28 protein-coding genes are annotated in these 24,490 nt (G+C 67.2%); 15 read left to right on the forward strand and 13 right to left on the reverse strand.

What is annotated here, in order from left to right; all coding sequences use genetic code 11:
• Both PO768_RS17695 and PO768_RS17700 read right to left on the reverse strand, forming a co-directional pair.
• The coding region (locus PO768_RS17695; RefSeq protein ID WP_272647104.1) for a M43 family zinc metalloprotease at positions 1-1,493 on the reverse strand (1,493 nt) is incomplete at its 3' end.
• 184 nt (positions 1,494-1,677) lie between these two features.
• Positions 1,678-2,358 carry a hypothetical protein gene (locus PO768_RS17700; RefSeq protein ID WP_272647105.1) on the reverse strand — a complete coding sequence of 227 codons (681 nt, stop codon included), beginning with the start codon at positions 2,356-2,358 and terminating at the stop codon, positions 1,678-1,680.
• Between the two features lie 201 nt (positions 2,359-2,559).
• On the opposite strand from PO768_RS17700, the gene PO768_RS17705 reads away from it, so the two are divergent.
• From PO768_RS17705 to PO768_RS17720, 4 genes are all read left to right on the forward strand, one after another.
• Positions 2,560-2,787, forward strand: coding sequence for a glycine zipper 2TM domain-containing protein (locus PO768_RS17705; RefSeq protein ID WP_137941230.1), 228 nt, complete (start codon positions 2,560-2,562; stop codon positions 2,785-2,787).
• 64 nt (positions 2,788-2,851) lie between these two features.
• A complete protein-coding gene (locus PO768_RS17710; protein WP_171018114.1) occupies positions 2,852-3,004 on the forward strand; it encodes a hypothetical protein in 153 nt (50 codons plus the stop codon).
• A gap of 24 nt (positions 3,005-3,028) precedes the next feature.
• Positions 3,029-3,343 carry a BON domain-containing protein gene (locus tag PO768_RS17715; protein WP_137941299.1) on the forward strand — a complete coding sequence of 105 codons (315 nt, stop codon included), beginning with the start codon at positions 3,029-3,031 and terminating at the stop codon, positions 3,341-3,343.
• Between the two features lie 90 nt (positions 3,344-3,433).
• Positions 3,434-5,383 (forward strand): AsmA family protein, encoded by a 1,950-nt coding sequence (locus PO768_RS17720; RefSeq protein ID WP_272647106.1) that lies wholly within the window; start codon positions 3,434-3,436, stop codon positions 5,381-5,383.
• Positions 5,384-5,396: 13 nt separating this feature from the next.
• Here PO768_RS17720 and PO768_RS17725 read toward each other — a convergent pair whose 3' ends face one another.
• The 4 genes from PO768_RS17725 to PO768_RS17740 form a co-directional block, all read right to left on the reverse strand.
• Positions 5,397-5,873, reverse strand: a complete 477-nt coding sequence (locus PO768_RS17725) for a hypothetical protein (RefSeq protein ID WP_272647107.1) — start codon at positions 5,871-5,873, stop codon at positions 5,397-5,399.
• A 33-nt stretch (positions 5,874-5,906) separates the two neighbouring features.
• A complete protein-coding gene (locus PO768_RS17730; RefSeq protein WP_272647108.1) occupies positions 5,907-6,353 on the reverse strand; it encodes a BON domain-containing protein in 447 nt (148 codons plus the stop codon).
• A gap of 35 nt (positions 6,354-6,388) precedes the next feature.
• On the reverse strand, positions 6,389-6,553 hold the full coding sequence (locus tag PO768_RS17735) for a DUF1328 domain-containing protein (RefSeq protein WP_266006770.1): 165 nt from the start codon (positions 6,551-6,553) through the stop codon (positions 6,389-6,391).
• A gap of 119 nt (positions 6,554-6,672) precedes the next feature.
• Positions 6,673-8,049: a CHASE3 domain-containing protein gene (locus PO768_RS17740; protein ID WP_272647109.1), complete on the reverse strand. Its 1,377-nt coding sequence runs from the start codon at positions 8,047-8,049 to the stop codon at positions 6,673-6,675.
• Positions 8,050-8,103: 54 nt separating this feature from the next.
• Between PO768_RS17740 and PO768_RS17745 the strand changes: the two genes are divergently transcribed.
• The gene (locus tag PO768_RS17745; RefSeq protein ID WP_272647110.1) at positions 8,104-8,736 is read left to right on the forward strand and encodes a response regulator; all 633 of its coding nucleotides are present in this window, start codon (positions 8,104-8,106) and stop codon (positions 8,734-8,736) included.
• Here the strand turns inward: PO768_RS17745 and PO768_RS17750 are convergent.
• The 4 genes from PO768_RS17750 to PO768_RS17765 all read right to left on the reverse strand — a co-directional run bounded on the left by PO768_RS17750 (position 8,714) and on the right by PO768_RS17765 (position 11,955).
• Positions 8,714-9,124 (reverse strand): response regulator, encoded by a 411-nt coding sequence (locus tag PO768_RS17750; protein WP_272647111.1) that lies wholly within the window; start codon positions 9,122-9,124, stop codon positions 8,714-8,716. The genes PO768_RS17745 and PO768_RS17750 overlap by 23 nt on opposite strands.
• Positions 9,125-9,268: 144 nt before the next feature.
• Complete coding sequence (locus PO768_RS17755; protein WP_171018113.1) at positions 9,269-10,354, reverse strand: porin; 1,086 nt, start codon at positions 10,352-10,354, stop codon at positions 9,269-9,271.
• 215 nt (positions 10,355-10,569) lie between these two features.
• Positions 10,570-11,199 carry a GTP cyclohydrolase II gene (gene ribA / locus PO768_RS17760; protein WP_272647112.1) on the reverse strand — a complete coding sequence of 210 codons (630 nt, stop codon included), beginning with the start codon at positions 11,197-11,199 and terminating at the stop codon, positions 10,570-10,572.
• Between the two features lie 78 nt (positions 11,200-11,277).
• Positions 11,278-11,955, reverse strand: a complete 678-nt coding sequence (locus PO768_RS17765) for a GntR family transcriptional regulator (RefSeq protein ID WP_272647113.1) — start codon at positions 11,953-11,955, stop codon at positions 11,278-11,280.
• A 99-nt stretch (positions 11,956-12,054) separates the two neighbouring features.
• Here PO768_RS17765 and pruA point away from each other — a divergent pair, with 99 nt between their 5' ends.
• The 7 genes from pruA to PO768_RS17800 all read left to right on the forward strand — a co-directional run bounded on the left by pruA (position 12,055) and on the right by PO768_RS17800 (position 19,508).
• Complete coding sequence (gene pruA / locus PO768_RS17770; protein WP_272647114.1) at positions 12,055-13,698, forward strand: L-glutamate gamma-semialdehyde dehydrogenase; 1,644 nt, start codon at positions 12,055-12,057, stop codon at positions 13,696-13,698.
• Between the two features lie 37 nt (positions 13,699-13,735).
• Positions 13,736-14,833 (forward strand): ABC transporter substrate-binding protein, encoded by a 1,098-nt coding sequence (locus PO768_RS17775; protein WP_272647115.1) that lies wholly within the window; start codon positions 13,736-13,738, stop codon positions 14,831-14,833.
• A 65-nt stretch (positions 14,834-14,898) separates the two neighbouring features.
• Positions 14,899-15,804 (forward strand): branched-chain amino acid ABC transporter permease, encoded by a 906-nt coding sequence (locus PO768_RS17780; RefSeq protein ID WP_272647116.1) that lies wholly within the window; start codon positions 14,899-14,901, stop codon positions 15,802-15,804.
• Complete coding sequence (locus PO768_RS17785; protein ID WP_137941217.1) at positions 15,797-16,684, forward strand: branched-chain amino acid ABC transporter permease; 888 nt, start codon at positions 15,797-15,799, stop codon at positions 16,682-16,684. The genes PO768_RS17780 and PO768_RS17785 overlap by 8 nt, the downstream gene beginning before the upstream one ends.
• Complete coding sequence (locus tag PO768_RS17790; protein ID WP_269838587.1) at positions 16,681-17,472, forward strand: ABC transporter ATP-binding protein; 792 nt, start codon at positions 16,681-16,683, stop codon at positions 17,470-17,472. The genes PO768_RS17785 and PO768_RS17790 overlap by 4 nt, the downstream gene beginning before the upstream one ends.
• Positions 17,473-18,192, forward strand: coding sequence for an ABC transporter ATP-binding protein (locus PO768_RS17795; RefSeq protein WP_262970090.1), 720 nt, complete (start codon positions 17,473-17,475; stop codon positions 18,190-18,192).
• Positions 18,193-18,272: 80 nt separating this feature from the next.
• Positions 18,273-19,508 carry an MFS transporter gene (locus PO768_RS17800; protein WP_272647117.1) on the forward strand — a complete coding sequence of 412 codons (1,236 nt, stop codon included), beginning with the start codon at positions 18,273-18,275 and terminating at the stop codon, positions 19,506-19,508.
• A gap of 12 nt (positions 19,509-19,520) precedes the next feature.
• Here the strand turns inward: PO768_RS17800 and PO768_RS17805 are convergent, their stop codons facing one another.
• The 3 genes from PO768_RS17805 to PO768_RS17815 all read right to left on the reverse strand — a co-directional run bounded on the left by PO768_RS17805 (position 19,521) and on the right by PO768_RS17815 (position 21,177).
• Entirely contained in the window at positions 19,521-19,934 is a 414-nt protein-coding gene (locus PO768_RS17805) for a DoxX family protein (protein WP_272647118.1), read from the reverse strand.
• Between the two features lie 123 nt (positions 19,935-20,057).
• The gene (locus tag PO768_RS17810) at positions 20,058-20,531 is read right to left on the reverse strand and encodes a glycine zipper 2TM domain-containing protein (RefSeq protein WP_137941212.1); all 474 of its coding nucleotides are present in this window, start codon (positions 20,529-20,531) and stop codon (positions 20,058-20,060) included.
• 88 nt (positions 20,532-20,619) lie between these two features.
• Positions 20,620-21,177, reverse strand: a complete 558-nt coding sequence (locus tag PO768_RS17815) for an HNH endonuclease (RefSeq protein WP_137941211.1) — start codon at positions 21,175-21,177, stop codon at positions 20,620-20,622.
• Between the two features lie 314 nt (positions 21,178-21,491).
• On the opposite strand from PO768_RS17815, the gene PO768_RS17820 reads away from it, so the two are divergent.
• Genes PO768_RS17820 through PO768_RS17830 form a run of 3 tightly spaced genes read left to right on the forward strand, consistent with a single transcriptional unit; the run spans position 21,492 to position 24,483 of the window.
• Positions 21,492-22,178, forward strand: coding sequence for a TetR/AcrR family transcriptional regulator (locus PO768_RS17820; protein ID WP_272647126.1), 687 nt, complete (start codon positions 21,492-21,494; stop codon positions 22,176-22,178).
• Between the two features lie 37 nt (positions 22,179-22,215).
• The gene (locus PO768_RS17825) at positions 22,216-24,006 is read left to right on the forward strand and encodes an acyl-CoA dehydrogenase C-terminal domain-containing protein (protein ID WP_272647119.1); all 1,791 of its coding nucleotides are present in this window, start codon (positions 22,216-22,218) and stop codon (positions 24,004-24,006) included.
• A 36-nt stretch (positions 24,007-24,042) separates the two neighbouring features.
• Complete coding sequence (locus PO768_RS17830; protein WP_272647120.1) at positions 24,043-24,483, forward strand: DUF2147 domain-containing protein; 441 nt, start codon at positions 24,043-24,045, stop codon at positions 24,481-24,483.
• The last annotated feature ends 7 nt before the right edge of the window (positions 24,484-24,490 follow it).

Consider the following 24,490-nt stretch of genomic DNA (forward strand, 5'->3'; position numbering starts at 1 on the left):
ACGGCGCGGGGCTCGCCCTGGATGACGCCGCCCATGGCCTCGTAGCCGGTGAGCGAGGGTCCCCAGGTGCTGCCGTTCCACCACTTGTGATAGAGCTGGCTGTCGGTGCCGGTGACAAAGACGTCGAGCCGGTTGGGCCCCCAGGAGACGGCCTGGGGTGTGCTGGTGCAGATGCCGCCCATGGCCTCGTAGCCGGTGAGCGAGGGTCCCCAGGCGCTGCCGTTCCACCACTTGTGAAAGAGGGCGCGGTTGCTGCCGATCACGAAGACATCGAGGCGGTTCGCGCCCCAGGCCACCACCGGGCCCGAGCTGCTGCGCGGGGCGCCGGCTGCCAGACCCAGGCTGGCGCGCGGGCCGTCCAGGCAGGCTTGCATGCGTGCGACCTGGCCGGCCGAGAACATGAACATCGCGCGGTCGTCGACATAGTCCATGTAGTTCATGAACATATCGCCGTTCGGGCCATTGCTGCAGGAAACTCGCGGGAAGGTCGGCGCGCCGGTATTGGGTCCGCCCTGGTTGGGCGTGTCGGCCACGTTGTCGCTGCCGGTACAGCCGCTGCCGTCATCGCCCCAGATATGGTTGAGGTTCAGCCAATGGCCGATCTCATGGGTGGCGGTGCGGCCCAGATTGAAGGGTGCTGCGGCCGTGCCCGTGGTGCCGAAGCCCGTGTGCGTGACCACCACGCCATCGGTCGCGGCCGGACCGCCGGGGAATTGTGCGTAACCCAACAGGCCGCCGCCGAGTTGGCAGACCCAGATGTTCAGATAGCGGTCGGCCGGCCAGGCATTGGAGCCGCCGCTGGCCTGGGACTTGACCGCATCGTTGCCGCTGAACGAGGCGACAGTGGTCTGGCGCCGCACGATGCCCGTGGTCGGTGCGCCATTGGGGTCCACCGTAGCCAGATAGAACTCCAGCCGTGCATCGGCCGTCAGCGGCATGAAGGGAGCCGGCGTCGCAGCGACATCGGGGTTGCTGCGGCGGAAGTCGCGATTCAGCACCTCGATCTGGCTGTTGATCTGGGCATCGCTGATGTTCTGCGCCGCCGTGTTCCACACCACATGTACGACCACCGGGATGCGGGTGACGCCAGGCCTCTCGGCGCTGCGCTCGCCTAGCTCGTAGGCAATCGCCTGATTCTCGATCTCGTCGCGTATGCGTGCGTACTCGGGCACGGTGGACAACAGTCGGCGGTGCACATCCATGGTGGCGCAACTGCGCGCATGGGGCGTGGCCTCATCGCCACCGCCATGGCTCGGCGCATCACCGCCACCCATGCCGCCTCCACCGGGCATGCCGCCATCATCGCCTCCGGCGCCTCCGCCATTGCCACCATCCATGCCGCCGCCGGGCATATCGCCCTCGGCTCGGGCGCCACCGTCCATGACTCCAGCGCCCATCGCATATTGGGTGGAGGACGCCGCCTCGTCGTCCATCGCACCGGCCATGCCGCCCTGGCATTCGCAGCCACTCATCGCCGAGCCACCGCTTTTCATTGATCGTGATTGCTTCATGACTGCCCCCTGGTATCAAGGCACCGAGCTGCCGGGCTGGCAACTCTGCAGTGCTTGAGCGAGTCTAGGAAGGCGGCGACAAAGCGTTATCCCTAGCAACGACGGCGCCTCGCCACAATTGATGAGGAGCGTCGCGGCTGGCGATGGCCGCGCGAGGCAACTCGCCTCAGGGCCTCAGCCGCAGATACTGCCAGCGCGCCAGGCCGGCCATCACCGGCAGGGACAGCTCCACCGTCTCCTCCAGCGCCGAGACCAGGGCCAGCACCGAGGCCGAGCTGGCGATGCCGAAGTCCTCGGCCAGCACGTTGATCGAGCGGTCCAGCACCTTGCTGATGGCCATCGTGACGAAGAACAGCGCGATGCTGCAGGCCACCGGCTCGCGCGCCTTCAGGCGCTGCCACAGCGCATTGCCATGCTGGCGCAGCAGGTCGATGGCGGCCGCGGCGATCAGCGCCAGGATCACGAAGGCGACGATCTTCTGATGCAGCGGTGCGTCGCGCAGATAGAAGCTGACCTTGAGCACGCTGGTGCCGGTCCAGTGCTTGTGCAGGTCCATCTCGCGCGCGCCGGCCGCGGCCAGCATCACCGACAGCGCCAGCGTCGTGCGCCACTCGCCCGCCGCGCGCGAACTCAACCACAGCGCGGCCGCCAGCACAAAGTAGAGGATCTCGGTCATTCCCTCGATCGGGCCACCCTCGCGCATCACATGCATGACCTGGGGCGGGGCCAGGCTCAGCCACAGCAGCACGGCCAACAGGGCGGCCAGCAGCGGGGCGGGCAGGGTCAGCCATCTGGAGCTCGGCAGGCTGGCTTGTGGTGTGGTGGAGGGGGCGGTGAGTCTGTCCATTGATGGCGTGGTGGATACCGGCCGGAGAGTGTTTCTCTCGTGATTTTGCGGGTTTTCCCGGCAGCGCGCTGAGATGGGGGCTTGCATGCGTTGCTGTTTGTGAGTGTTGTCGGCGCTGTCTGACACGGCTTCGCGAGCTTGGCTGATTCTTGTCGACCGCCTCGCCGCGCACACTGATCCCATCCCTTACAGGAGTCCAGCATGAACAAAATCAACAGACACAGTCTTCTCTCCACCTTGGCTATCGCCACGCTGGCGCTCAGCCTCAGCGCCTGTGCCGGCATGAGCAAGCGCGAGGCCAATACCGCGGTCGGCGCGGTGGTCGGCGGGGTGGTCGGTGCGGCCGCCACCGGCGGCAGCACCGTGGGCACGGTCGGCGGCGCGGTGGTTGGCGGCGCCATCGGCAATGAGTTGAGCAAGAAGAAGTAAGAGTTGAGCAAGAAGAAGTAAGCGCTGATCAGTCCAAGGCGGCCCACCGCAACAGGAGGATCCCATGAGTTTCAGTGATTTCCCTCAAGCCCTGTGGGCCCCGCAGGCGCCGCTTGAGCCGGTCGATGCGGCCGCTCTTGAGCTGGGCTACGAAGTGGCTTTCCCGTTTCTGTACGACACGACCGAGGCTGTCAGCCAGCCGCCGGTCCAGCAATAAAACCTAAGGAGAACTCTGATGATCATGTCTACCCGTGCAATCGTTATTTCATTGGCAACTGCTCTGTCCCTGGTGGCCCTGCAGGGCTGCGCCGTCAGCCGTGGCCAGTCCACGGTCGGCGCCTATATCGATGACTCGGCCATCACGACGGCGGTGAAGGCGAAGTTTGTCGAGAGCAAGCAGGTCGACGCGGCCGCGATCAGCGTCGAGACGCTCAACGGCACCGTGATGCTGTCGGGCTTTGCGAAGAGCCAGAACGAGCGTGCGATGGCCGAGTCGCTGGCGCGCGGCGTCAGCGGCGTCAAGCAGGTCAAGAACGAGTTGTCTGTGCGATCCTGAGCCCCCAAGGGACCGCAGCCTCGGCCACCCGTCGCGAGTACGCGCCGGGTGGCTTTTTTTTAGCACGCACCATCCTCCGATCGGATTCTGATGAAGCTGCGCCTGACTGTGATCGGTCTGGCCCTGTGTGTCGGCGGCATTGCCATCGGCGAGAGCCTGGGCTGGCCCTGGCTGGCTGCGCCGCTGGCGCAGATGCTGTCTCAGCGCCTGGGCCGCGAAGTCCGTTTCGCGTCGGGCACTGAGGGTGCGGCCGTGCTGCAGCTGCGCCTGCTTGGCGGCCTGCGGCTGCGGGCCGACCATCTGCTGATCGCCGGTCCCGCCTGGCGGGCGCAGACGCCGACACTGCGCGCCGAAGCGGTGGAGTTGCGACTGCGCTACTGGGATCTGTGGGACTGGCGCGGCGGCGGCAGCCTGCGCGTGCGCTCGCTGCAGGCCCGCTCGGCCGATCTCGATCTGTGGCGCGACCCGCAGGGCCGCGCCAGCTGGACGTTGCAGACCGGTCCGCAATCCAGCGAGGGCACCGCCTTGCTGCAGTTCGAGCAGCTGCGGCTGGGCGGCGGCCGCATCTTGCTGAACGACCGACCGCGCCGCCTCAGCGCGACGATCGACTTTGCGATCGCCGATCGGGATGGCCGCGACGGTGGTCTGTTTGCCACCGCCCATGGCGAGTATCTGGGGCGGCCCTTGCAAGCCTGGCTGGACACGGCCTCGCCGCTGCCCTGGGTCAATGCCGGCGGCGGGGCGGCGGTGCCGCTGCGCCTGCAGCTGCGAGCGGGCGCGACGTCGCTGGATTTCGAGGGTTCGCTGCGCGAGCTGCTGGGCCTGCAAGGCCTGGCCGGGAGTTACCGGCTCGCCGGGCCTTCGCTATCGGCCATCGGCGATGCGCTGGGCCTGACCCTGCCCAGCACCGCAGCGTTCAAGTTCCAAGGGCGCCTGACCCATGAAGGCCAGCGCTGGCAGGTCGAGGTGGAGCAGGCCCGGCTGGGTCGCAGCCGCCTGAACGGCAGTTTCGTGCTGCAGGAGGCGAGCGGGCGTCCGGCCTTGAGTGGCCGCCTCGGCGGCGAGGCCTTGTGGCTGGCCGATCTGGGGCCGGCGATCGGCGTGCCGGTCGAGCCCGGCCCCCGCGCGGCCGGTGATCGCGTGTTGCCCAGACGGCAATTCGATCTGCCCTCGCTGCGGGCGATGGATGCCGATGTGAAGATCGATCTGCAACGCATCGAGCTCGGCAGCGCGCTGGCCGATACGCTGGCGCCGGCCCGCGCACGGCTGCTGCTGCAGGACGGGGTGCTGAGCTTGCAGGATCTGCAGGCCGGCACCTCGCACGGCCGCCTGGCCGGCGCCATCAGGCTGGACGGGCGCGCTGCGCTGGCGCTGTGGCAGACCGAGCTGAACTGGGCCGAGGTCGATCTCGCGCATTGGCTGCGCCAGAGCCGCACGCCGGGCCAGCCGGCCTGGATCAGCGGCCAGATGCGCGGCCGGCTGAAACTCAGTGGCCAGGGGCGTTCGACCGCCGAGCTGCTGGCCAGCGCCCGCGGTCGGGTCACCGCGACGCTGTCGCAGGGCGCGATTTCGCATCTGGCCGTCGAGGCTGCCGGTGTCGATCTGGCGCAAGGCTTGGGCCTGCTGCTGCGGGGTGACAGTGCGCTACCCCTGCATTGCGCGCTGGCCGATCTGGATGTGTCTGAGGGTCAGGTCGTGCCACGCGCGCTGGTGCTCGATACCGAGGACTCGACGCTGTGGATGGAGGGCCGTCTGTCGCTGGCCAGCGAGCAGCTGGATCTGCGTCTGCGGGTGGCACCGAAGGAATTCAGCCCGCTGTCGCTGCGCACGCCGGTGCAGATCAGCGGCAGCCTCGCCGATCCGCAGTGGCAGTTGCAGGCCCAGCCGCTGATGCGCCGGCTGGTGCCGGCCGTGCTGCTGGGCCTGATCAATCCCTTGGCGGCGGTGCTGCCCTTGATGGACAGCGGCAATAGCGCCGCCGATCAGCAGATGTTGCAGGCCTGCCGACGGCTGCTGGAGCGGGCCCGGCCGCGGCTCTGAGGCGTGGCCGTGTTCACAGCATGGAGAAGGCCAGGACGGGGCAGGGCAGCACGCGCGACAAGCGCTCGGCGTCGGCGTGCAGCGCAATCATGCGCACGCTGCGCGACATGATCTGCAGCCAGGCCTCATCGATATGACCGCGCAGATGGGTCAGCGACAGCCGGGTGTCGAACTGCTGCATCAGACGCAGATGGGTGGCCAGGCTGGCCTCGAAGGAACGACGGTCCTGGCAGGGCGCGCATTCGAAGACGGCGACGAGGCCGGCATCGTCTGACGCTGCGGTGTCGGCCAGGTCCAGCAAGTCCCGGCACAGGGCGCGGGCGCTGCCCGCATCGCCCAGGCATTGGTAGAGCCGCATCTGCCACTGGGTCGGCAGCAGCCAGGGCGCGTCGGCCCCGGCTTCGCTGACCCGTTCGCGCAGATAGCTTTGCATGGCCGGGCTCAGCCCCTCCAGGCGGGTGGCCTGGCTGATGTCGGCAAGGGCTTGCATGTCGGCCGGCTCCCTTTGGGATTGCGGGCTCACTCAGCCACGCGATTCGATGCTCAGCTGGTTGTCGACGCTGATCACACCCTTGACCGCAGAGGCCAGTTGGGTGGCGCGCTCGCGCGCGTCGGCGGTGGGGGCTGTGCCCTTCAGCGCGACCCGGCCTTCGCGCGTGTCGACGTCAATCTTCAAGGCACTGAGCTGAGCGTCCTTGGCCAGCTCGGCGTTGACGCTGGCGGTGATGGCCGCGTCGCCCAGGCCGGTCTCGACCTTGTCCATCGCAGCGCCGCCGGCTGTCTTGGCATCGCGGGCCATCTCTTCGGCCTTGGCCTTGGCCTGCTCGGCGCTTTGCTCGGCCTGGCTGATGGCGCCATCGACCTTCTGGCCGACCGTCGGTTCATCAGGTTTGGGCTGGCAGGCGATCAGGGCGAGGGCTGACAGGCTGACGCCTGCATAAATGGCCAACTGTTGTGTCGTGATTTTCATGAGTAGCTCCTTGGGTGTGATGACAGCGAACGGGTTCAACCTCGACGCATCAGGCCGATCACGAACGTGACCAGGGCCATGATCACGAAGACGAAGAACAGCACCTTGGCGATGCCAACGGCACCGGCGGCAATGCCACCAAAGCCGAACACAGCGGCCACCAGGGCGATCAGGAAGAAGACAACGGCGTAGTGCAGCATGAGAGGGGCTCCTAGTGAAGATTTGATGGCTTCACTATAGGAATCCGGTCATGCGCGGCCCAGCAGCGCAGCGCCCGTGCGGCTGTGAGGCGGCGGCGGACGCTTTTGTAGGCGCGGTCCTACAGGGGCGTGGCGGGCGGCGAGGCGGGGAGAGGCAGGCTGGCGCTGAGCACCGTGCCCTGGCCGCGCACCGAGCTGATCATCAGCTGTCCACCTTCGGCCGCGACCCGGTAGCGCATGCCCAGCAGGCCGTGCGAGGAGAGCGTCTGCTGCTGGGTGTCGAAGCCCTGGCCGTTGTCGCGCACCTCGATCAGCGCGCGGCCGTCGCGGTTCAGCAGCCTGACCTGGATCTCGCTGGCGTTCGCGTACGTGGCGATATTGGTGAAGGCTTCCTGGACCAGGCGGTAGAGGGTCAGCTCGGCGCGCGGCGACAGCGGCACCGCCTCCAGCTCGGTCAGCACCGGCACTTCCAGCCTTTCGCTGAACTCGCGGGCCTGGATCTCCAGCGCCGGCAGCAAGCCCAGATGGGTCAGCGAGGAGGGGCGCAGGTCCTCGATGATGCGGCGCTTCAGCGCGATGCCGCTGTTGAGCGCCTCGTTCAGATGGCTCAGCCGCTCCTGCAGCTCGGGCGGCAGCTTGGGTTTGATGCGAGCGGCATCGAGCTTGGCGGCGGTCAGCAGCGCGCCGAGCTCGTCATGCAGCTCGCGGGCCAGCCGGCTGCGCTCGTCCTCGCGGGCGCTCTGCAGATGGGTGGCCAGCTGGGTCAGCTCCTCGGTGCGGCGATGGACCTCGCTCTCCAGCAGGTCGCGCTCGGCCTTGACGGCCTCGGCCAGCGCCAGCCTTTGCCGGGACAGCGCACGGCTCTGGCGCAGATACATGGCCAGGGCCAGCAGGCTCAGCGCGGTCATCGCGGCCACGCCGATGCGGTTCTGCAGCAGCGCCTTGACGACCTCACGCAGCCCCGCGCCGACGCGCAGGTTCTCGCGGTGCATCAGCTCCTCGGCCCGCGCGCGTATCAGCTCCATCTGGTCGCGGCCGATGCCGGCCTGTATCAGCTCCAGCGCGCTATCGGCGCGGCCGCGCTCCTGGCGCTCCAGCACCTCGGCCAGCTCGCCCATCTTGGCGCCCACCGCCTGCTCCAGCTGCGCGAGCAGGGCCAGGGCCTGCGCGTCCTGCAGCTGCTGGTAGTGGGCGCGCAGGCTCTTCATCGCGCGGCCGAGGTCCTCGTTGGCCTCTTCGTAGGGGCCCAGATATTCGCGGCGGCGGGTCAGCAGATAGCCGCGCTGGGCCGATTCGGCATCGGTGGCGCGCAGCTTGATGTTGTAGATCATCAGCCGCGCGCGGCCCATCTCGGTCAGCTCGGTGAGCGTGCCGCGCGCCTTCACATAGCTGCTTTCGCTGATGCTGATCATCAGCGCGGCAGCCAGCACCGCCAGCGGAAAGATGTAAGCACTGCGTTGCAGTCGCTCCAGCAAGGCAAATTGATCGGCATGCATGACCTAAACTCTCCCGGTGTTCATCTCAAGACGACGCGCGCCGTTGCAGCCATCATGATCCGTGTTGCCATCGTTGATGACCATGCCATTGTCCGCGCCGGCCTGCGCCAGTATCTGGCCGAGCAGGTCGACATCAGCGTCACCGGCGAAGCCGCCAACGGGCGCGAGGCGCTTGATCTGGTGCGCGGCGGCGAGATCGATGTGCTGATCATGGACCTGTCGATGCCCGAGCATGGCGGCGTCGATGCGCTGGCCGCGATCAAGGCGCGCGCGCCCGAACTGCCGGTGCTGATCTTGAGCGGTTTCCCGGAAAGCCATTACGCCACCACCTTGCTGCGCCAGGGCGCCAGCGGTTATCTGAACAAGGAATGCGATCCCGAGGACATCGTGCTGGCGATACGCACGGTGGCGCGCGGCCGCAAGTACATCACGCCGGCGGTGGCCGAGCTGCTGGCCGAGGGTCTGGGTGGCGATCACGACAAGCCAGCGCACGAGCAGTTGTCCGAGCGTGAGCTGCAGGTCTTTCTGCGCCTGGCCCAGGGCGAGACGGTCGGCCAGATGGCTGAGCTGATGTGCCTGAGCGTCAAGACGGTCAGCACTTACCGGGCCCGGGTAATGGAGAAGATGAAGCTGGCCTCGAACAGCGATCTGACCTACTACGCACTCAAGAATGGCTTGATTCAATAGTCCGGCAGTAGTCGACCAGCTCGTCGATCTCGCTGGACTTGTCGAACACGCGGTCGGCCCCCATCGCCAGGCAGCGGCGCCGGATGTCGACGGTGGCGTAATTGCTCAGCACCACGCGCTTGGCGGCTGCACCCTTCTTGCCGGCGGTGGCCAGCACCCCCATGCCCGAGCCGCTCTTGAGGAACAGATCAATCAGGATCAGGTCGCATTGATGCTCAGGCGCCTCCAGCCATTCGAGCGCATCGTGTTCGTTGTCGGCCCAGCCCAGCACCTGCAGCGGCAACATTTCTTCCAGCGTGGCTATCAACTCGGCCCGGATCGTGGGACTGTCTTCGACCAAAAAACAGCGGAGGGCGGACATGACGGCGGGGGGCGGGCAGGCAAGCATGGGATGGCGCGATTATCTTGAAGCCTCCCGGCCTTGTCTCCCGGCGCGCGGCGGGTGTCGCGGTAGGACGACGCCTACAAAATCACGCGCGCCCAAGAAAAAGCCCACCCGCAAGGGGTGGGCTGTGCCGAGAGGCCAGGTGGCTTAGAAGCTGTGGCGGATGCCGGCGACGACCTCGGTCAGATCGCGGTCCGAGGCGCTGGTCAGACCCGAGGACAGCGAACCGGCGGCGCGGTTGGCGTAGCCGACGCCATCGTTCTTGAACTGGGTCAGCGAGGAGTACAGCGCGGTGCGCTTGGACAGGTCGTACTGGTAGCCGACGCCGAAGGCCTGGGTCTTGCCGTCGGCCAGCCTGCCGTCGTTCTTGCTCTGGACGTACTGGGTCTTGAGCAGGTGCGAGCCGAGGCGGTAGCTGGCGCCCAGCCAGTAGCCGGTGCCATCCCGGTCGGCGCTGCTGCGGTCGTTGATCTGCATCACGCCGCCGTTGAAGCGGTAGCTGCCCATATCGTAGGCGGCCGCCGCCGAGACGGTACGGATGTTCTGGCCGATCACATCGGCCTTGTCGTCCACCAGGGACAGCATCGCGTCGAAGCCGTTCTTGGTGTAGCGGCCGTAGATGTCGGCGATGCGGTTGTCGGTGGTGCCACCGGCCACCTCACCGGCGCCGTACAAGGCACCGGCGCTGAAGCCGTCGTAGTTCTGCGATTCGAACTTGACCGAGTTGTTGACGCGGGCCGGGCCGCCGTTGCCGGTGGCCGTGTTGTTGCTGCCGCGCACCGGCTCATAGCCGCCGAAGCCGCCGATCACCGCGGTCGAGGCGCCGGTGTTGTTGTTGGAGAACTGGCTGAAGTCGCTGGTCAGCGCGTAGACGCTGCCGTACTGGCGGCCCAGCGAGACCTTGCCGTAGGGCGTGGCCAGGCCGACAAAGGCCTGACGGCCCCAGAAGGCGCCTTGGCCATTGGTGCCGTCGTCCAGATTGACACCGGACTCCAGCGTGAAGAAGGCGCGCAAACCGCCGCCCAGGTCTTCGGTGCCGCGGATGCCGAAGCGCGAGCCGTTCAGGCCGCCGGACTGCACACGGCTCAGCGTGGAGGCGCCATCCAGCACCTGCACATTGGCATCGACCACGCCATACAGCGTGACCTGGCTGCTGCCGCTGTTCGATTGGGCGAAGGTCATCGAGCTGGCGGCCAGGGCCAGGGCGGAGAAGGCAAAAGTCTTGTACTTCATGAACTCGTCTTTCGATGTTGGGAGGCCACCGGATGGATGTGACCACCGATGCTCGGGTGTCCCTCGACACCGTTGCATAGGGCAACAGATCCGGGCACGGACCGAGATCAAAAGAGCGGGTTCGTGGAATGCAGCGTTGCAGAATCAGGGTTAATCGCGGGCTTGAAATCGGCCGCGGCGTCAGGGGTGAACGCCCTGCGCACAAAACCGTGCCATTACGGCAGCATGTGCAGCTGATGGCCGAGCTTCTCGCGCTTGGTCTTCAGAGAGCGGCCGCTTTCCTCGTTGGATTCGACCTCATGGCCCTCACGGGCGATCACGGCAATGCCCAGCTCGTTGAGCGCGGCCACCTTGAAGGGGTTGTTGCTCATCAAACGCACCGACTGCACGCCGAGGTCGCGCAGGATGTCGGCCGCCGCGTCGAAGCGCCGGCTGTCAATGGGCAGGCCCAGGGCCAGATTGGCCTCCACCGTGTCCAGCCCCTTGTCCTGCAGCGCGTAGGCGCGCAGCTTCTGGCCCAGGCCGATGCCGCGCCCCTCATGGCCGCGCAGATAGATCACGACGCCGCCCTCGGCCTCGATACGCTGCAGCGCCAGCGCCAGCTGCTCGCCGCAGTCGCAGCGCAGGGAGCCGAGGATGTCGCCGGTGAAGCATTCCGAGTGCATGCGCAGCAGCACCTCGGGACGCGCCACATCGCCCTTGACGATCACCACATGCTCATCCGGATGGTCGGCCGCCTGGTAGACATGGACGACGAACTCGCCATGCTTGGTGGGCAGGCGGGCGCTGGAGATGCGCTGCACCTTGGCGGGCAGGAGGGCAGGGGATTCGGAGGGCAGGGTCACGCTGAGCAGGTCTTGTTGGGCGGCGGGCCGGGCGGCACGCAGGGCAGATATGGTAGCGCCGCGCGGGAATGCAAGGTTTCAATAGCGCAGCGACAAGCCGGTCTCGCGGTCCTGCGCGCGGGCACTGGCCATCAGCTCTTTCTTGGTATCCAGGATGTGGACCTCCAGCAGAGCGGCCACCTGGTCTGCATCGCCGGCCCGTGCCGCCTCGACGATGCGGTAGTGATCCTCCTGCGGCCTGTCCTTGCCGGTGGCGCGCGACATTGCCACATGGGTGTAGCGGTCGGTGTTGAGGCAGAACTCCTCGATCAGGCGCAGCAGCCGCTTGTTGTTGGCAGGGGCGGACAGCGCCAGATGGAAGCGCCGGTTGTGCTCGGCCCACTCCGGGATCGACTGCGATTCCGAGTAGGCCTTCAGGATGGCCTCCATGGCCGCGAAGTCGCGCTCCACCATCTGCGGCACCGCCAGCCGCGCCGCGTGGCATTCCAGTGCCACCCGGATGTCCAGCAACTCGCAGATCTGTTCGACGCTCATGCCGGCCACCACCGCGCCGCGGTTGAGCTGGTGGGCGACCAGGCCCTCGGCTTCCAACTGGCGCAGCGCCTCGCGCACCGGGATGCGGCTGGCGTTGAAGCGGGTGGCCAGCGCGTCCTGGCGCAGTTGGGTGCCGGTGGGCAGGGCGCCGCTGACGATCTCTTGTCTCAGTTGTTCGCGAATCGCCTCATGCAGGGCCTTCGCTTCTTTTCTGGCTGCCATCGGTGTCCCGTCCCGCAACTCGCGTAAACGCTATTGTGCAACAGGATCCATTGAGTCTATTATTGGATCCAATATGTACTTGTTTGGATAAATAGACAGATGACAAGAATCGATTGCGCACTGGGCGCCCCTGGCTATCGGGCCGTCAATGAGACGGTGCTGGGCTATGCGCCGGGCTCGGCCGAGCGCGCCGCGCTGCAGGCCGAGTTGCTGACCCAGTCGCGGCAGATGCAGGACATTCCGCTGGTGATTGGTGGACGCGAGATACGTACCAGTGCACGGGTCGAGATCCGCAGCCCGCACGATCATGGGCAGTGCTTGGCGCAGGTCGCACAGGCGGGCGAATCGCAGACGCGCGAAGCGATTGCCGCCGCGGCTGCCGCACAGCGCGACTGGTCGCAGTGGAGTCTTGAGGAGCGCTCGCGCGTGTTCCTGAAGGCCGCCGACCTGCTGGCCGGCCCCTGGCGTCAGCGCCTCAATGCCGCGACCATGCTGGGTCAGAGCAAGACCGCCCAGCAGGCCGAGATAGACGCCGCCTGCGAGCTGATCGACTTCCTGCGCTTCAATGTGCAGTTCGCCCACGAGATCGCGGCCATGCAACCCGTCTCCACGCCGGGCCTGCGCAACAGCAGCGACTACCGCCCGCTGGAGGGCTTTGTCTACGCGGTCACGCCTTTCAACTTCACCGCCATCGGCGGCAATCTGGCCACCGCGCCGGCGCTGATGGGCAACACGGTGCTGTGGAAGCCTTCGGCCACCGCGGCGCTGTCCAATTACCTGTTCCTGCAACTGCTGGAAGAGGCCGGCCTGCCGCCGGGCGTGATCAACTTCCTGCCCGGCGATGCGCAGCAGATCAGCGCGGTGGCCTTGGCCAGCGAGCAGTTCGCCGGCCTGCATTTCACCGGCTCGACCGCCGTGTTCGACCAGCTGTGGCTGCAGACCGCCCAGAATCTGCCGAACTACCGCGCCTATCCGCGTCTGGTCGGCGAGACCGGCGGCAAGGACTTCGTGCTGGCCCATGCCTCGGCCGATGTCGAGGCGCTGGCCGTCGCGCTGCTGCGCGGCGCCTATGAGTACCAGGGCCAGAAATGCAGTGCCGCCTCGCGTGCCTACATCCCGGCCTCGCTGTGGCCGCGGGTCAAGGAGCGCCTGCTGGACCTGATCGCCTCGGTGCGCGTCGGCGATGTCAGCAACTTCGGCAACTTCATGGGCGCGGTGATCGACCGCCGCGCTTTCGAGCGCGTGACCGCGGCCATCGACGCGGCCCGCGACGATGCCCAGGCCAAGGTCCTGAGCCCGGGCCGGGCCGATGATCGCGTCGGCTTCTTCATCCCGCCGACCTTGATCCAGGTGCTTGATGCCGGCCACCGCCTGATGAGCACCGAGCTGTTCGGCCCGGTGCTGGCGGTGCATGTCTATGCCGATGCGCAATGGGACGAGGTGCTGCAACTGGTCGACCGCACCAGTCCCTACGCGCTGACCGGCGCGGTGTTCGCGCAGGAGCGCGGGGCGCTGGTGCAGGCGGCTCAGGTCCTGCGCCAGGCCGCCGGCAACTTCTATCTGAACGACAAGCCCACCGGCGCGGTGGTCGGCCAGCAGCCCTTTGGCGGCGCGCGCCGCAGCGGCACCAATGACAAGGCCGGCTCGGCGCTGAACCTGCTGCGCTGGACCTCGCCACGCACGGTCAAGGAAACCTTCGTGCCGGCACTCGACCACCGCTACCCGCATATGCAAGCGGGCTGATTCCCATCCCCACCCACCTCACCACCGGAGATCGACGATGAAACTTCGTATGACCAGCCTCGCACTGCTGGCGCTGATCGGCAGCGCCGTTCAGGCGCAGGACACCATCCAGATGGGCGCCGTGCTCTCGCTGACCGGCTCCAATGCCACCGTGGGCGAGGACGTGCGCCGTGCCGTGGCCCTGGCCGTCGACAAGGTCAATGCCTCGGGCGGCGTGCTCGGCAAGAAGTTCAATGTCATCGTCGAGGACTCGGGCGGAAACCCGACCACGGCGCTGAACTCGGCGCGCAAGCTGGTCAGCGTCGACAAGGTGCCGGTCGTGATCGGTGAGTACTCGTCGGGCATCACGCTGCCGATGGCCCAGTACCTGGTCAAGGAGGGCGTCACCCACATCAATATCGCCAGCACCAGCGTCAAGATCCGCGAGCTCGGCGCGACTTCCTTCAACCTGATCGGCCTGGAGAACCTGGGCAACAAGTTCTCGGCCGCCGACACCTGGGCACTGGGCTATCGCAAGGTCGCGATGCTGGCGCCCAACAATGCCTACGGCCAGGGCGTTGCGCACGGCTTCAAGGAAGAGTTCACCAAGCTGGGCGGCCAGATCGTCAGCGAGGTGCTCTACACCCAGGGCCAGAGCACCTACCGCCGCGAGCTGCAGCAGATGTCGCGCGCCGAACCCGACGCCTATATCTACACCGCCTATGGCCAGGAGTCCGCGGTGCTGAACCGCGAGGCCTTCGAGCTGGGCCTGCGCGCCAAGCCCTGGTACGCCATCCTCTTGAGCATGAGCCTGTCCGACACGCCGGCCGCCGTGGCCCAGGGGCAGCTGGGCATGGAGGTCGGCAATGTCTATGGCGAGGCCGGCCGGGCCTACCAGGCCGCCTTCAATGCCAAGTACAAGGAAGGCACCAAGACCTCCTACACCGGCTATGCCTATGACGCCGTGCTGATGACGGCCGCCGCGATGAACAAGGCCAGGTCGACCGAGCCGGCCGCCGTGCAGGCCGCGCTGACGGAACTGGGCAAGGGCGGCTATGTGGGCGTCACCGGCCCCATCGTGTTTGATGACCAGCGCCAGCGCATCGATCCGCCCTACGCGAAGCTGAAATACGACGGGAAAGTAGTCCCCCGCTGATAGATCGCCCCGGTCCCGGCACCAGCCGGGGCCAGGTCTTGCCCCTCGCTGTACGCCCCCTCCTCATGCTTCAATTTCTCGTCGACACGCTGCTGCGTGCCTCCGACCTGGCGCTGATCGCCCTCGGTCTGAGCATGGTCTACGGGCTGGTCAAGTTCCCCAATATCGCCCATGTGCAGTACGCGATGTTGGGGGCCTATATGACCTTCGCCCTGCAGACCGCCGGCCTGCCTCTGGTGGCCGCCATCCTCGTCTCCTGCCTGCTGACTGGGGTGCTGACCCTGCTGCTGCATCTGCTGGTGTTCCGCCGCCTGCTGCGCGCTGGCCCGGCCATCACGATGATAGGCTCGCTGGCCGTGGCGATGCTGATCATCGCCTTCATGCAGGGCCTGGCGGGCTCCTTCCCGCGCATGTTCAATCTGCCGCTGACCGCCCCCTGGGTGCTGCTGGACGCGCGCATCACGCCGCTGCAGGCGATGACGGTAGCCACCAGTCTGACCGTGCTGCTGGTCTTCACGCTGCTGCTGTTCTGCACCCGCACGGGCCGCGCACTGCGCGCGCTGGCCAGCAATGCGCCGCTGGCCGCCGCCTCCGGCCTGGATGCCGAGGGTCTGACCCGAGCGGTCAACTTCAGCAGCGGCGCGATCGCGGCCCTGGGCGGCAGCATGCTGGCGCTGTCGACCGGTGCCCACATCAATCTGGGCCACGACCTGCTGCTGCCGGTGTTTGCCGCCGCCATCCTCGGTGGCCTGGGCAATCCGATGGGGGCGGTGGCCGGCGCCGTGCTGATCGCGCTGACCGAGACCGCGGTGACGAATATCAACTTCGGCCCGCTGCTGGCTGTGTTCGGTGGCCAGGGCATGGTCTTCATGCCGGTCTCCTATATCAGCGCCGCCTCCTTCCTGATCCTGCTGCTGGCCCTGCTGTTCAAGCCCTACGGCCTGTTCGACCGTGAGGTGCGCCGTGTTTGATTTCCTCGTTTCCTCACTGACCGTGGCCGGCATCTACGGCCTGATGGCCCTGGGCCTGAACCTGCAGGCCGGCTATGCCGGGCTCTTGAACTTTGGTCATATCGCCTTTGCGGGCCTGGGCGCCTACGCCACCGGCATCGCGATCCAGGCCGGCTACTCGCCGCTGCTCGGCGCGGCGCTGGGCGTGGCCCTGGCCTGCACGCTGGGTTGCTGCGTCGCGCGGCTGGGCAAGCAGCTGGGTTCGGACTACTGGGGCATTGCCACACTGGCGATCGCCGAGATCCTGCGCACCGTGGCCACCAACGAGGGCTGGCTGACCGGCGGCGCCCAGGGCATCAGCGCGATTCCCTCCTTGTTCGACGCCTGGGCGCGTCCCTGGAGCGCGCTGGGCTTCCTCGGCCTGGTGCTCGTGGCCCTGGCTGCCGCCGCGCTGGCCTGCAGCCGGGTCGGCAACGGCCGTTTCGGCCGGGCCCTGCGCCTGATGCGCGAGGAGCCGCAGCTGGCCGCCTGCATGGGCTATGACCTGAAGTCGCTGAAGACCCGCGCCATCCTGGCCGGGGCCGCGCTGACGGCCCTGGCCGGCTCGCTCTATGCGCACTACATGAGCTTTGTCGGGCCCGACTACATGCTGGCTTCCGAGACCTTTCTGCTCTGGACCATGCTGATGATAGGCGGCCTGGGCAACACGGCCGGCGTGCTGGTCGGCGTGCTGCTGGTGCAGGCGGCCTATGCGGCCGTGCCCTTCGCCAAGGACTATTTCCAACTCGACTCCGATGTCTCGGGCGCGCTGCGCCTGGGCCTGATCGGCCTCATCCTGCTGGCCTGCCTGCTGTGGCGCAGCGAGGGCCTCGTCCGCGAGAAATTGCGCAAGATCCCATGAGCAGTCCCATTCTTGATGTGAAATCCGTCGCCAAGGCCTTTGGCGGCAACCAGGTGCTGCAGGACGTCAGCTTCAGCATCCAGCCCGGCGAGATCGTCGGCCTGCTGGGCCCCAACGGCTCGGGCAAGAGCACGCTGCTGAATACCATCACCGGCTTCGAGGCCATCGACGCGGGTCAGGTCTTGCTGCAGGGCCGCGCGATCGGGCGCCTGCCGGCGCACCGGATCGTCGCGGCCGGCGTCGGCCGCACCTTCCAGCTGCCGGCCATGCCGAAGAAGATGTCGGTGATCGAGGTCGCGATGGCCGCCGCGACCACGCAGCACGGTTTCTGGGCCACCCTGCTGGGCAGCCCCGCCTCGAAGAAGGCCGAGGCCGCAGCCCGCGTGAAGGCCACGGCCCTGCTCGACGAGCTGCTGCTGACCCCCGTACGTGATCTGCCGGCCGCGGCCCTGTCCGGCGGGCAGAAGAAGCTGCTGGGCATCGTCTGCGCGCTGATGGGCGAGCCGCGGCTGCTGATGCTGGACGAGCCGACCGCCGGCGTGCACCCGAACCTGCGCAACGACATCGTCGCCGCGCTGAAGCGGCTCAACCGGCAGGGCATGACCCTGGTGATCGTCGAGCACGATATGCACTTCATCCGCGAGGTCTGCTCGCGCTGCATCGTGCTGGATCGCGGCCACATCGTCGCCAGCTGCAAGCCCGCCGAGCTGGCGTCCAACGAGCGTGTGCTGCAGGCCTATCTGGGCGGCGGTGCCGCGCATACCGTCAAGCAAAAGGAGGCGGCTTAAATGATCGTCGTCGACAACGTCATCGCCGGCTACACGCCCGAGGTGGACATCCTGCGCGGCATGAGCGTGCACGCCGATGCCAGGGAAATCGTCACGCTGCTGGGCCCCAACGGCTGCGGCAAGAGTACCTTGCTGAAGACCATCGCCGGCTACCTGACGCCGCGCAGCGGCCGGGTGCTGCTGGAGGGTCGGGATGTGTCGGCCATGCCGGTGCACCGCAAGATCCAGCGTGCCGGCCTGGGCTTTGTGCCGCAGACCGAGAACGTGTTCGCGGCGCTGAGCGTGCGCGAGAACCTGCAGGTCGGCGGCCATCACCTGGCCGAGCGCCAGGTGGGCGCGCGCATCGAGGAGCTGTGTGCGCTCTATCCTGTGCTCTCGCGCAAGATCGCCGCGCCGGCCGCCTCGCTGTCGGGCGGCGAGCGCCAGATCCTGGCGCTGGCGCGGGCGCTGATGCCGCGGCCGCGCATGCTGCTGCTTGATGAACCCTCGGCCGGTCTGTCGCCGAAGATGCTGCAGGAGGTCTTCGAGGCCATCGTCCAGGTGCGTGCCAAGGAGGGTGTGGCCATCCTGATGGTGGAGCAGAACGCGATGGAGGCGCTGCGCATCTCGGACCGTGCCTATGTGTTGTCGATGGGCACGGTGGCCCTGACCGGCGCCGCCCATCAGCTGATCAGCGACCCGCAGGTGCGCGAGCTCTATCTGGGCGGCCGCGCGGCCTGAGCGGCGGGGCGATCGCTGGTGCGATGGGCGCGCCTGATCGCTGCTTGGTTCGGCCGGTATCGGCAAGAATGGCCCGACCCATGGAACCAGCCAACACCCGAGCACCACTGGCCAGCGCTCCCGGCGAGCCTGCGGCCGAGCTCCCCGCTCTTGCCATCGCCTGCCTGTCGCTGGCCGCCTTCGGCAGCGGGGTGGCCCTGCGCGTCAACGATGCCTTGCTGCCGCGGCTCGCGCAGGAGTTCACCGTCGGCCTGGGCCAGGCCGCGCAGGTGATCAGCCTGTTCTCGATCGCCTATGGCCTGTCGCAGCTGGTGTTCGGGCCGCTGGGCGACCGCTATGGCAAGTACCGGGTGATCGCCTGGGCCACGCTGGCCTGCGGTGCTACCTCGCTGCTGTGCGCGCTGGCTGGCGGCTTCGAGTGGCTGCTGTTCGCGCGGGTGCTGGCCGGGGCCACGGCGGCGGCCATCATCCCGCTGTCCATGGCCTGGATCGGCGATGTGGTGGCCTATGAACGGCGCCAGCCGGTGCTGGCGCGCTTTCTGATCGGCCAGATCGTCGGGCTCTCGGCAGGCGTCTGGCTGGGTGGTTTCGCGGCCGACCATCTGAGCTGGCGCACGCCTTTCTTCATGCTGGCAGGCCTGTTCGTGCTGATCAGCGCGGCGCTGTGGCGTGTCAACCGCCAGCTGCCGGCGCACGCCCGTCAGATGCGGCCGGCCGAGGGCTCGCAGCTGCGCCGCATGATCGACGACTTCTCGCACATCCTGGGCCTGCCCTGGGCGCGCGTGGTCCTGCTGACGGTGTTTCTGGAGGGGCTGTTCCTCTACGGCCCCTTCGCCTTCATCGCCTCGCATCTGCACGGGCATTTTGGGCTGTCGCTGTCGCTGGCCGGCTCCTTGGTGATGCTGTTCGGCCTGGGCGGCTTTGTGTTCGCGCTGGGCTCGACGCGGCTGGTCAAGGGCCTGGGCGAGGTGGGGCTGGCGCGCTGGGGCGGGGGGCTGCTGTTCATCGCCTTGCTGAGCCTGGCGCTGACGCCGGCCTGGTGGGTGGCGGCGCCGGCCTGCCTGCTGGCAGGCCTGGGCTTTTACATGCTGCACAACACCTTGCAGCTCAATGCCACACAGATGGCGCCGGCGCAGCGCGGCGCCGCAGTGTCGGCCTTTGCCTTCTGCTTCTTCCTCGGCCAGTCGGCCGGGGTCAGCATTGCCGGGCTGGCGGTCGAGCGCTTCGGCTCGGCCTGGGTCATGGGCCTGGGCGCTGCCGGCGTGCTGGCTGTGGCCTGGGTGTTCGCCGGTCGGCGCGAGCGCCGCGCCCACTGAAGGGCTGCGGACTCATGAGTGCCGGCGGCGCGCGTCCAGGCTCAGCGCGCCCGCGCCATGCGCGGCCAGCACCAGCAGGCCGCCGGCCAGCGCGATGTTCTTCATGAACAGCAGCTGCTGCATCATCTGCTGCTCGGCGGGCAGGGCCCAGAAGGCATGGAACAGGAAGCTGGCCACCAGCGTGAAGCCGGCCAGCGCCAGCGCAGCCCAGCGCGTCTGGAAGCCGACGATCAGGGCCAGGCCGGCCAGCAGCTCGAAAGCGCCGACGGCCAGGGCCAGCAGGTGGTTGGCGGGCAGGCCGGAGCTGGCCATATAGGCGGCGGTGCCGGCCGGGTTGGCCAGCTTGCCGGGACCGGCCAGCACAAAGATCAGGGCCAGCAGCACGCGGCCGGCCAGGCTCAGCGCGGATGTCAGGGTGGCGGGCATCGTTTCATTCTCCTGCGTTTGATAGGAGCGCCAAGCATACGTTGCGCCTGGCCGTCAGCGGCCCTGCAACAACCCACGCTGGATGAAACGAGCGCCGCCAAGAGCTGCCAAGAACGGCAGGGCTCAGCTCCTGGCGGCCCCGCTGATCACCGGGGCGCGGGTCACCCGGGTCTTGCCACCGGTGGTGACCAGGATCACCGACTCACCGGGGTTCAGGGTTTCATTGCCCTTGGCCTGGACGATGGCGCGGCGCTCGCCGTTGCGCAGCTGGACCAGGATCTCGACCGCCTCTTCCTTGGTGACATTGCGCTCGATCGCATTGCCCAGTGCCGCACCGGCCACCGCGCCGAGCACGCCGACGATCTGGCCCTCGCGCCGGCCGCCGACATTGGAGCCGGCAATCGCGCCGACCACGCCACCGGCGACGCCGCCGACACCGCTTTGCGAGCCATCGACCGTGACCGGGCGCACCGACAGCACGGTGCCGTCCTGGACCTGGGACATGCGCTGGGCATCGCCGCGTTGCACCACATCGGGGCTGGTGGTCGAACAGGCGGCCAGGGTCACCACGGCGGCGGCAATCAACAACTTCTTCATCACGGTCTCCTCGGGGCAGATCTGAGCCCAACGGTCCGTATTGTGAAGCGGTTGACCGGCGGGCGCCGGCGATGCAACAAGTCTTTACTCAGGCATGCAGCCGGCTGGAGCGGGGCACGCTGGCCAGCAGGAACTCCATCTGGTCGGCCAGGATGCGGCGGCCGCGCAGAATCATGTCCTCGTGCAGACTGGGCACATAGGGCAGATAGAGCAGGCTCATATTGGCCTCCTCGGGCAGGCGGCTGCCCTTGCGGCCGTTGCAGCCGCGGCAGGCGGTGATGCAGTTCATCCAGCTGTCGCGGCCGCCGCGTGAGGTCGGGATGATGTGTTCGCGGGTCAGGTCGTCGGCGTGGTGGCTGTGGCCGCAGTAGGCGCAGACATAGCGGTCGCGCACGAAGAGCTTGGGATTGGACAGCGCCGGCGCCGAGCGCCAGGCACGGCTGGGCACGGCCCCGCGCACCGCGATGATGGGGTGGACCTCGATGCGCGACTGCAGGCCGGTGCGGCGCTGCAGGCCGCCGCGCATCACATGACAGGGGTTGCCCAGAGTCCAGGCCACGCCGTCGCTGGCATAGATCACGGCGGCCTCCTTGGTCGTGATCCAGGCTTGCGGCCGGCCGGAGACATCCAGTTGAAGAACATCCACAGCATTGACCTCCTGGCCGCAGCGTACTGCAAGAGTGCGTACTGACTCAAGTGCTGAAGCCCCGCAGACAGGCACTGTGCGCCGGCGGCCACAGCGTCAACGGCCTGACATCTGCGCGACCCAGACTGGCGGGCTGGCGTGAACTTCTAGGCGGGCGGCTCTAGAAATCGCCACGAATACTTGCACGGCCTTCTGTCGATTTCTGCAAAATAGAACGACCGTTCGTTTTATTATTCGGCTTTCCAGCGAATTCCACAGAGTCCCCCAGCACCGTGTCCGCCCTGCCCAGCCCCAAGCCCACCGACGGCGACGAGATGCCTCGCCGCGGCGTGCGCTCCCTGCAAAAAGGCCAGCAGACCCGCGCCGCCATCCTGGAGGCGGCCCTGGGCCTGGCCTCGCATATGGGGCTGGAGGGCTTGTCGATCGGCGCGCTCGCAGACGTCACCAAGATGAGCAAGTCCGGCGTGTTCGCCCATTTCGGTTCGCGCGAGGAGTTGCAGATCGCGGTGGTGATGGAATATCACGCCAAGTTCGAGGAAGAGGTGTTCTTCACCGCGATCCGCGAGCCGCGCGGCCTGCCGCGGCTGCGCGCGCTCTACGAGCACTGGGTGCGCCGGGTCTCGGTGGAAATCGACTCGGGCTGCATCTACATCAGCGGCGCGGTCGAGTTCGACGACCGGCCCGGCCCGGTGCGCGACGCCCTGGTCAGCATGGTCAAGGCCTGGCACGCGGCGCTGCACAAGGCCATCGTGCTGGCGCTGCAGGCCGGCCATCTGCGCGCCGATGCCGATGTGGAACAGATCTTGTTTGAACTGCACGGGCTGATCCTGTCCCTGCACCACGACGCGCGCTTTCTGCGCCGACCCGGCGCGCTGGAGCGTGCCGGCGTCGGCTTCGAGCGCATCGTGAATTTCTATGCCACGCCCGAAGGCCTGCAGGCCGCCGGCAGCAAATCCGCGGCGGCCGCCGCCAAGAAGACCGGCAAGCGGCCCCAGACCTGAACCCGTTCTGAATTGAATCGAAACCGAGGAGTTAGACATGCCCCAGTACAACCCACCGCTGCGCGACATGAAGTTCGTGATGCACGAGCTGCTGAACGTGGTCGATGAGCTCAAGATGCTGCCGGCCCATGCCGACATCGACGCCGACACCATCAATGCGGTGCTGGAAGAGGGTGGCAAGTTCGCGGCGGAAGTGATCGCGCCGTTGAATCTGTCGGGCGACGCCGAGGGTTGCACCCTGGACAAGAGCACCCATGAGGTGACCACGCCCAAGGGCTTCAAGCAAGCCTACAAGCAGTACGTCGAGGGCGGCTGGCCGGCGCTGGGCTGTGATCCCGAGTACGGCGGCCAGGGTCTGCCGGTGATCGTGAATCAGGGCTTCTACGAGATGCTGAACGGGGCCAACCAGGCCTGGACCATGTACCCGGGCCTGAGCCATGGCGCCTACGAGGCCCTGCATGCCCATGGCACGCCCGAGCAGAAGGCCACCTATCTGCCCAAGCTGACCAGCGGCGAGTGGACCGGCACCATGTGCCTGACCGAGCCGCATTGCGGCACCGATCTGGGTCTGCTGCGCACCAAGGCCGAACCGCAGGCCGACGGCACATACAAGATCACCGGCCAGAAGATCTTCATCTCGGCCGGCGAGCACGATATGGCCGACAACATCATCCACCTGGTGCTGGCCCGCCTGCCGGAGGCGCCCGAGGGCTCCAAGGGCATCTCGCTGTTCGTGGTGCCGAAGTTCAAGGTCAATGCCGATGGCAGCCTGGGCGAGCGCAACCCGGTCTATTGCGGCGGCCTGGAGCACAAGATGGGCATCCACGGCAATGCCACCGCACAGATCGTGCTGGACGGTGCCGTCGGCACCCTGGTCGGTCAGCCCAACAAGGGCCTGGCCGCGATGTTCGTGATGATGAACGCCGCCCGCCTGGGCGTGGGCAACCAGTCGCTGGGCCTGACCGAGGTGGCCTACCAGAACGCCGTGGCCTACGCCAAGGACCGCATCCAGATGCGCGCGCTGAGCGGCCCGAAGGCGCTGGACAAGCCGGCCGACCCCATCATCGTGCACCCCGATGTGCGCAAGATGCTGCTGACCGCGCGCGCCTATGCCGAGGGCGGCCGCGCGCTGAATACCTATGTGGGCCTGCAGCTGGACAAGGCGCTGAGCTCGGACGACGAGGACGAGCGCAAGGAATGCGAGGCCGAGGTCGCGCTGCTGACCCCCATCATCAAGGCCTTCATCACCGACAACGGCTGGATCGCCACCTCGCACTGCATGCAGGTCTTCGGCGGCCATGGCTTCATCCACGAGTGGGGCATGGAGCAATATGTGCGCGATGCCCGCATCAACATGATCTATGAAGGCACCAACACGATCCAGTCGCTGGACCTGCTGGGCCGCAAGATCCTGTCCAACAACGGCGCCACGCTGAAGAAGTTCGGCAAGAAGATTGCCGCCTTCGTCGAGGAAGAGGGCACGAACGAGGCGATGCAGGAGTTCATCAACCCGCTGGCCGATATCGGCGACAAGGTCACCAAGCTGACCACCGAGATCGGCATGAAGGCCTTTGGCAACCCCGACGAGGTGGGCGCCGCTGCGGTCGACTATCTGCGCGTCGTCGGCCATCTGACCTTTGCCTACTTCTTCGCCCGCATGGCCAAGATCGCACTGGAGAAAAAGGACTCGGGCGACCCGTTCTACACCGCCAAGCTCTCGACGGCGCGCTTCTATTTTGCGAAGCTGCTGCCCGAGACCGCCTCGCTGATCCGCACCGCGCGCGCCGGCCTGAACCCGCTGATGGAGATGGACGAAGCGCTGTTCTGATTTTCTTGATTTCAATAACGCCATAAAGGAGACACCATGAAATCGCTTGTTGCTGCCACCATCCTGAGCCTGCTCTCGGGCATCGCCCTGGCCCAAGCCACGCCCAACGGGCTGTGGAAGACCATCGATGACAAGACCAAGCAGGAGAAATCGCTGGTGCGCATCAGCGAGAGCGCCGGTGTCTTCAGCGCCAAGATCGAGAAGATCGTCGATCCCGCCAAGCAGGAGTCCAAGTGCGACAAATGCGCCGACGACCGCAAGGACCAGCCCCTGATCGGCCTGACCATTGTTCGCAATGTCAAGAAGAACGCCGACGATGCCGAGCTGTGGGACGGCGGCGAGATCCTCGATCCCAATGACGGCAAGATCTACAAGGTCCGCATCAAGCCCATCGAGGGCGGCAAGAAGCTGGAAGTGCGCGGCTATGTCGGCATGCCCATGCTGGGCCGCACCCAGACCTGGATTCGCGTCGAGTGAGCCGCAG

Source organism: Paucibacter sp. XJ19-41 (assembly GCF_028462495.1).
Classification (GTDB): domain Bacteria; phylum Pseudomonadota; class Gammaproteobacteria; order Burkholderiales; family Burkholderiaceae_C; genus Roseateles_E.

Bases quoted from the DNA above. Each gene is read 5' to 3' on its own strand.
- PO768_RS17700 (WP_272647105.1), bottom strand. From the start codon at position 2,358: ATGGACAGACTCACCGCCCCCTCCACCACACCACAAGCCAGCCTGCCG.
- PO768_RS17705 (WP_137941230.1), top strand. From the start codon at position 2,560: ATGAACAAAATCAACAGACACAGTCTTCTCTCCACCTTGGCTATCGCC.
- PO768_RS17710 (WP_171018114.1), top strand. From the start codon at position 2,852: ATGAGTTTCAGTGATTTCCCTCAAGCCCTGTGGGCCCCGCAGGCGCCG.
- PO768_RS17715 (WP_137941299.1), top strand. From the start codon at position 3,029: ATGTCTACCCGTGCAATCGTTATTTCATTGGCAACTGCTCTGTCCCTG.
- PO768_RS17720 (WP_272647106.1), top strand. From the start codon at position 3,434: ATGAAGCTGCGCCTGACTGTGATCGGTCTGGCCCTGTGTGTCGGCGGC.
- PO768_RS17725 (WP_272647107.1), bottom strand. From the start codon at position 5,873: ATGCAAGCCCTTGCCGACATCAGCCAGGCCACCCGCCTGGAGGGGCTG.
- PO768_RS17730 (WP_272647108.1), bottom strand. From the start codon at position 6,353: ATGAAAATCACGACACAACAGTTGGCCATTTATGCAGGCGTCAGCCTG.
- PO768_RS17735 (WP_266006770.1), bottom strand. From the start codon at position 6,553: ATGCTGCACTACGCCGTTGTCTTCTTCCTGATCGCCCTGGTGGCCGCT.
- PO768_RS17740 (WP_272647109.1), bottom strand. From the start codon at position 8,049: ATGCATGCCGATCAATTTGCCTTGCTGGAGCGACTGCAACGCAGTGCT.
- PO768_RS17745 (WP_272647110.1), top strand. From the start codon at position 8,104: ATGATCCGTGTTGCCATCGTTGATGACCATGCCATTGTCCGCGCCGGC.
- PO768_RS17750 (WP_272647111.1), bottom strand. From the start codon at position 9,124: ATGCTTGCCTGCCCGCCCCCCGCCGTCATGTCCGCCCTCCGCTGTTTT.
- PO768_RS17755 (WP_171018113.1), bottom strand. From the start codon at position 10,354: ATGAAGTACAAGACTTTTGCCTTCTCCGCCCTGGCCCTGGCCGCCAGC.
- PO768_RS17765 (WP_272647113.1), bottom strand. From the start codon at position 11,955: ATGGCAGCCAGAAAAGAAGCGAAGGCCCTGCATGAGGCGATTCGCGAA.
- pruA (WP_272647114.1), top strand. From the start codon at position 12,055: ATGACAAGAATCGATTGCGCACTGGGCGCCCCTGGCTATCGGGCCGTC.
- PO768_RS17775 (WP_272647115.1), top strand. From the start codon at position 13,736: ATGAAACTTCGTATGACCAGCCTCGCACTGCTGGCGCTGATCGGCAGC.
- PO768_RS17780 (WP_272647116.1), top strand. From the start codon at position 14,899: ATGCTTCAATTTCTCGTCGACACGCTGCTGCGTGCCTCCGACCTGGCG.
- PO768_RS17790 (WP_269838587.1), top strand. From the start codon at position 16,681: ATGAGCAGTCCCATTCTTGATGTGAAATCCGTCGCCAAGGCCTTTGGC.
- PO768_RS17795 (WP_262970090.1), top strand. From the start codon at position 17,473: ATGATCGTCGTCGACAACGTCATCGCCGGCTACACGCCCGAGGTGGAC.
- PO768_RS17800 (WP_272647117.1), top strand. From the start codon at position 18,273: ATGGAACCAGCCAACACCCGAGCACCACTGGCCAGCGCTCCCGGCGAG.
- PO768_RS17805 (WP_272647118.1), bottom strand. From the start codon at position 19,934: ATGCCCGCCACCCTGACATCCGCGCTGAGCCTGGCCGGCCGCGTGCTG.
- PO768_RS17810 (WP_137941212.1), bottom strand. From the start codon at position 20,531: ATGAAGAAGTTGTTGATTGCCGCCGCCGTGGTGACCCTGGCCGCCTGT.
- PO768_RS17820 (WP_272647126.1), top strand. From the start codon at position 21,492: ATGCCTCGCCGCGGCGTGCGCTCCCTGCAAAAAGGCCAGCAGACCCGC.
- PO768_RS17825 (WP_272647119.1), top strand. From the start codon at position 22,216: ATGCCCCAGTACAACCCACCGCTGCGCGACATGAAGTTCGTGATGCAC.
- PO768_RS17830 (WP_272647120.1), top strand. From the start codon at position 24,043: ATGAAATCGCTTGTTGCTGCCACCATCCTGAGCCTGCTCTCGGGCATC.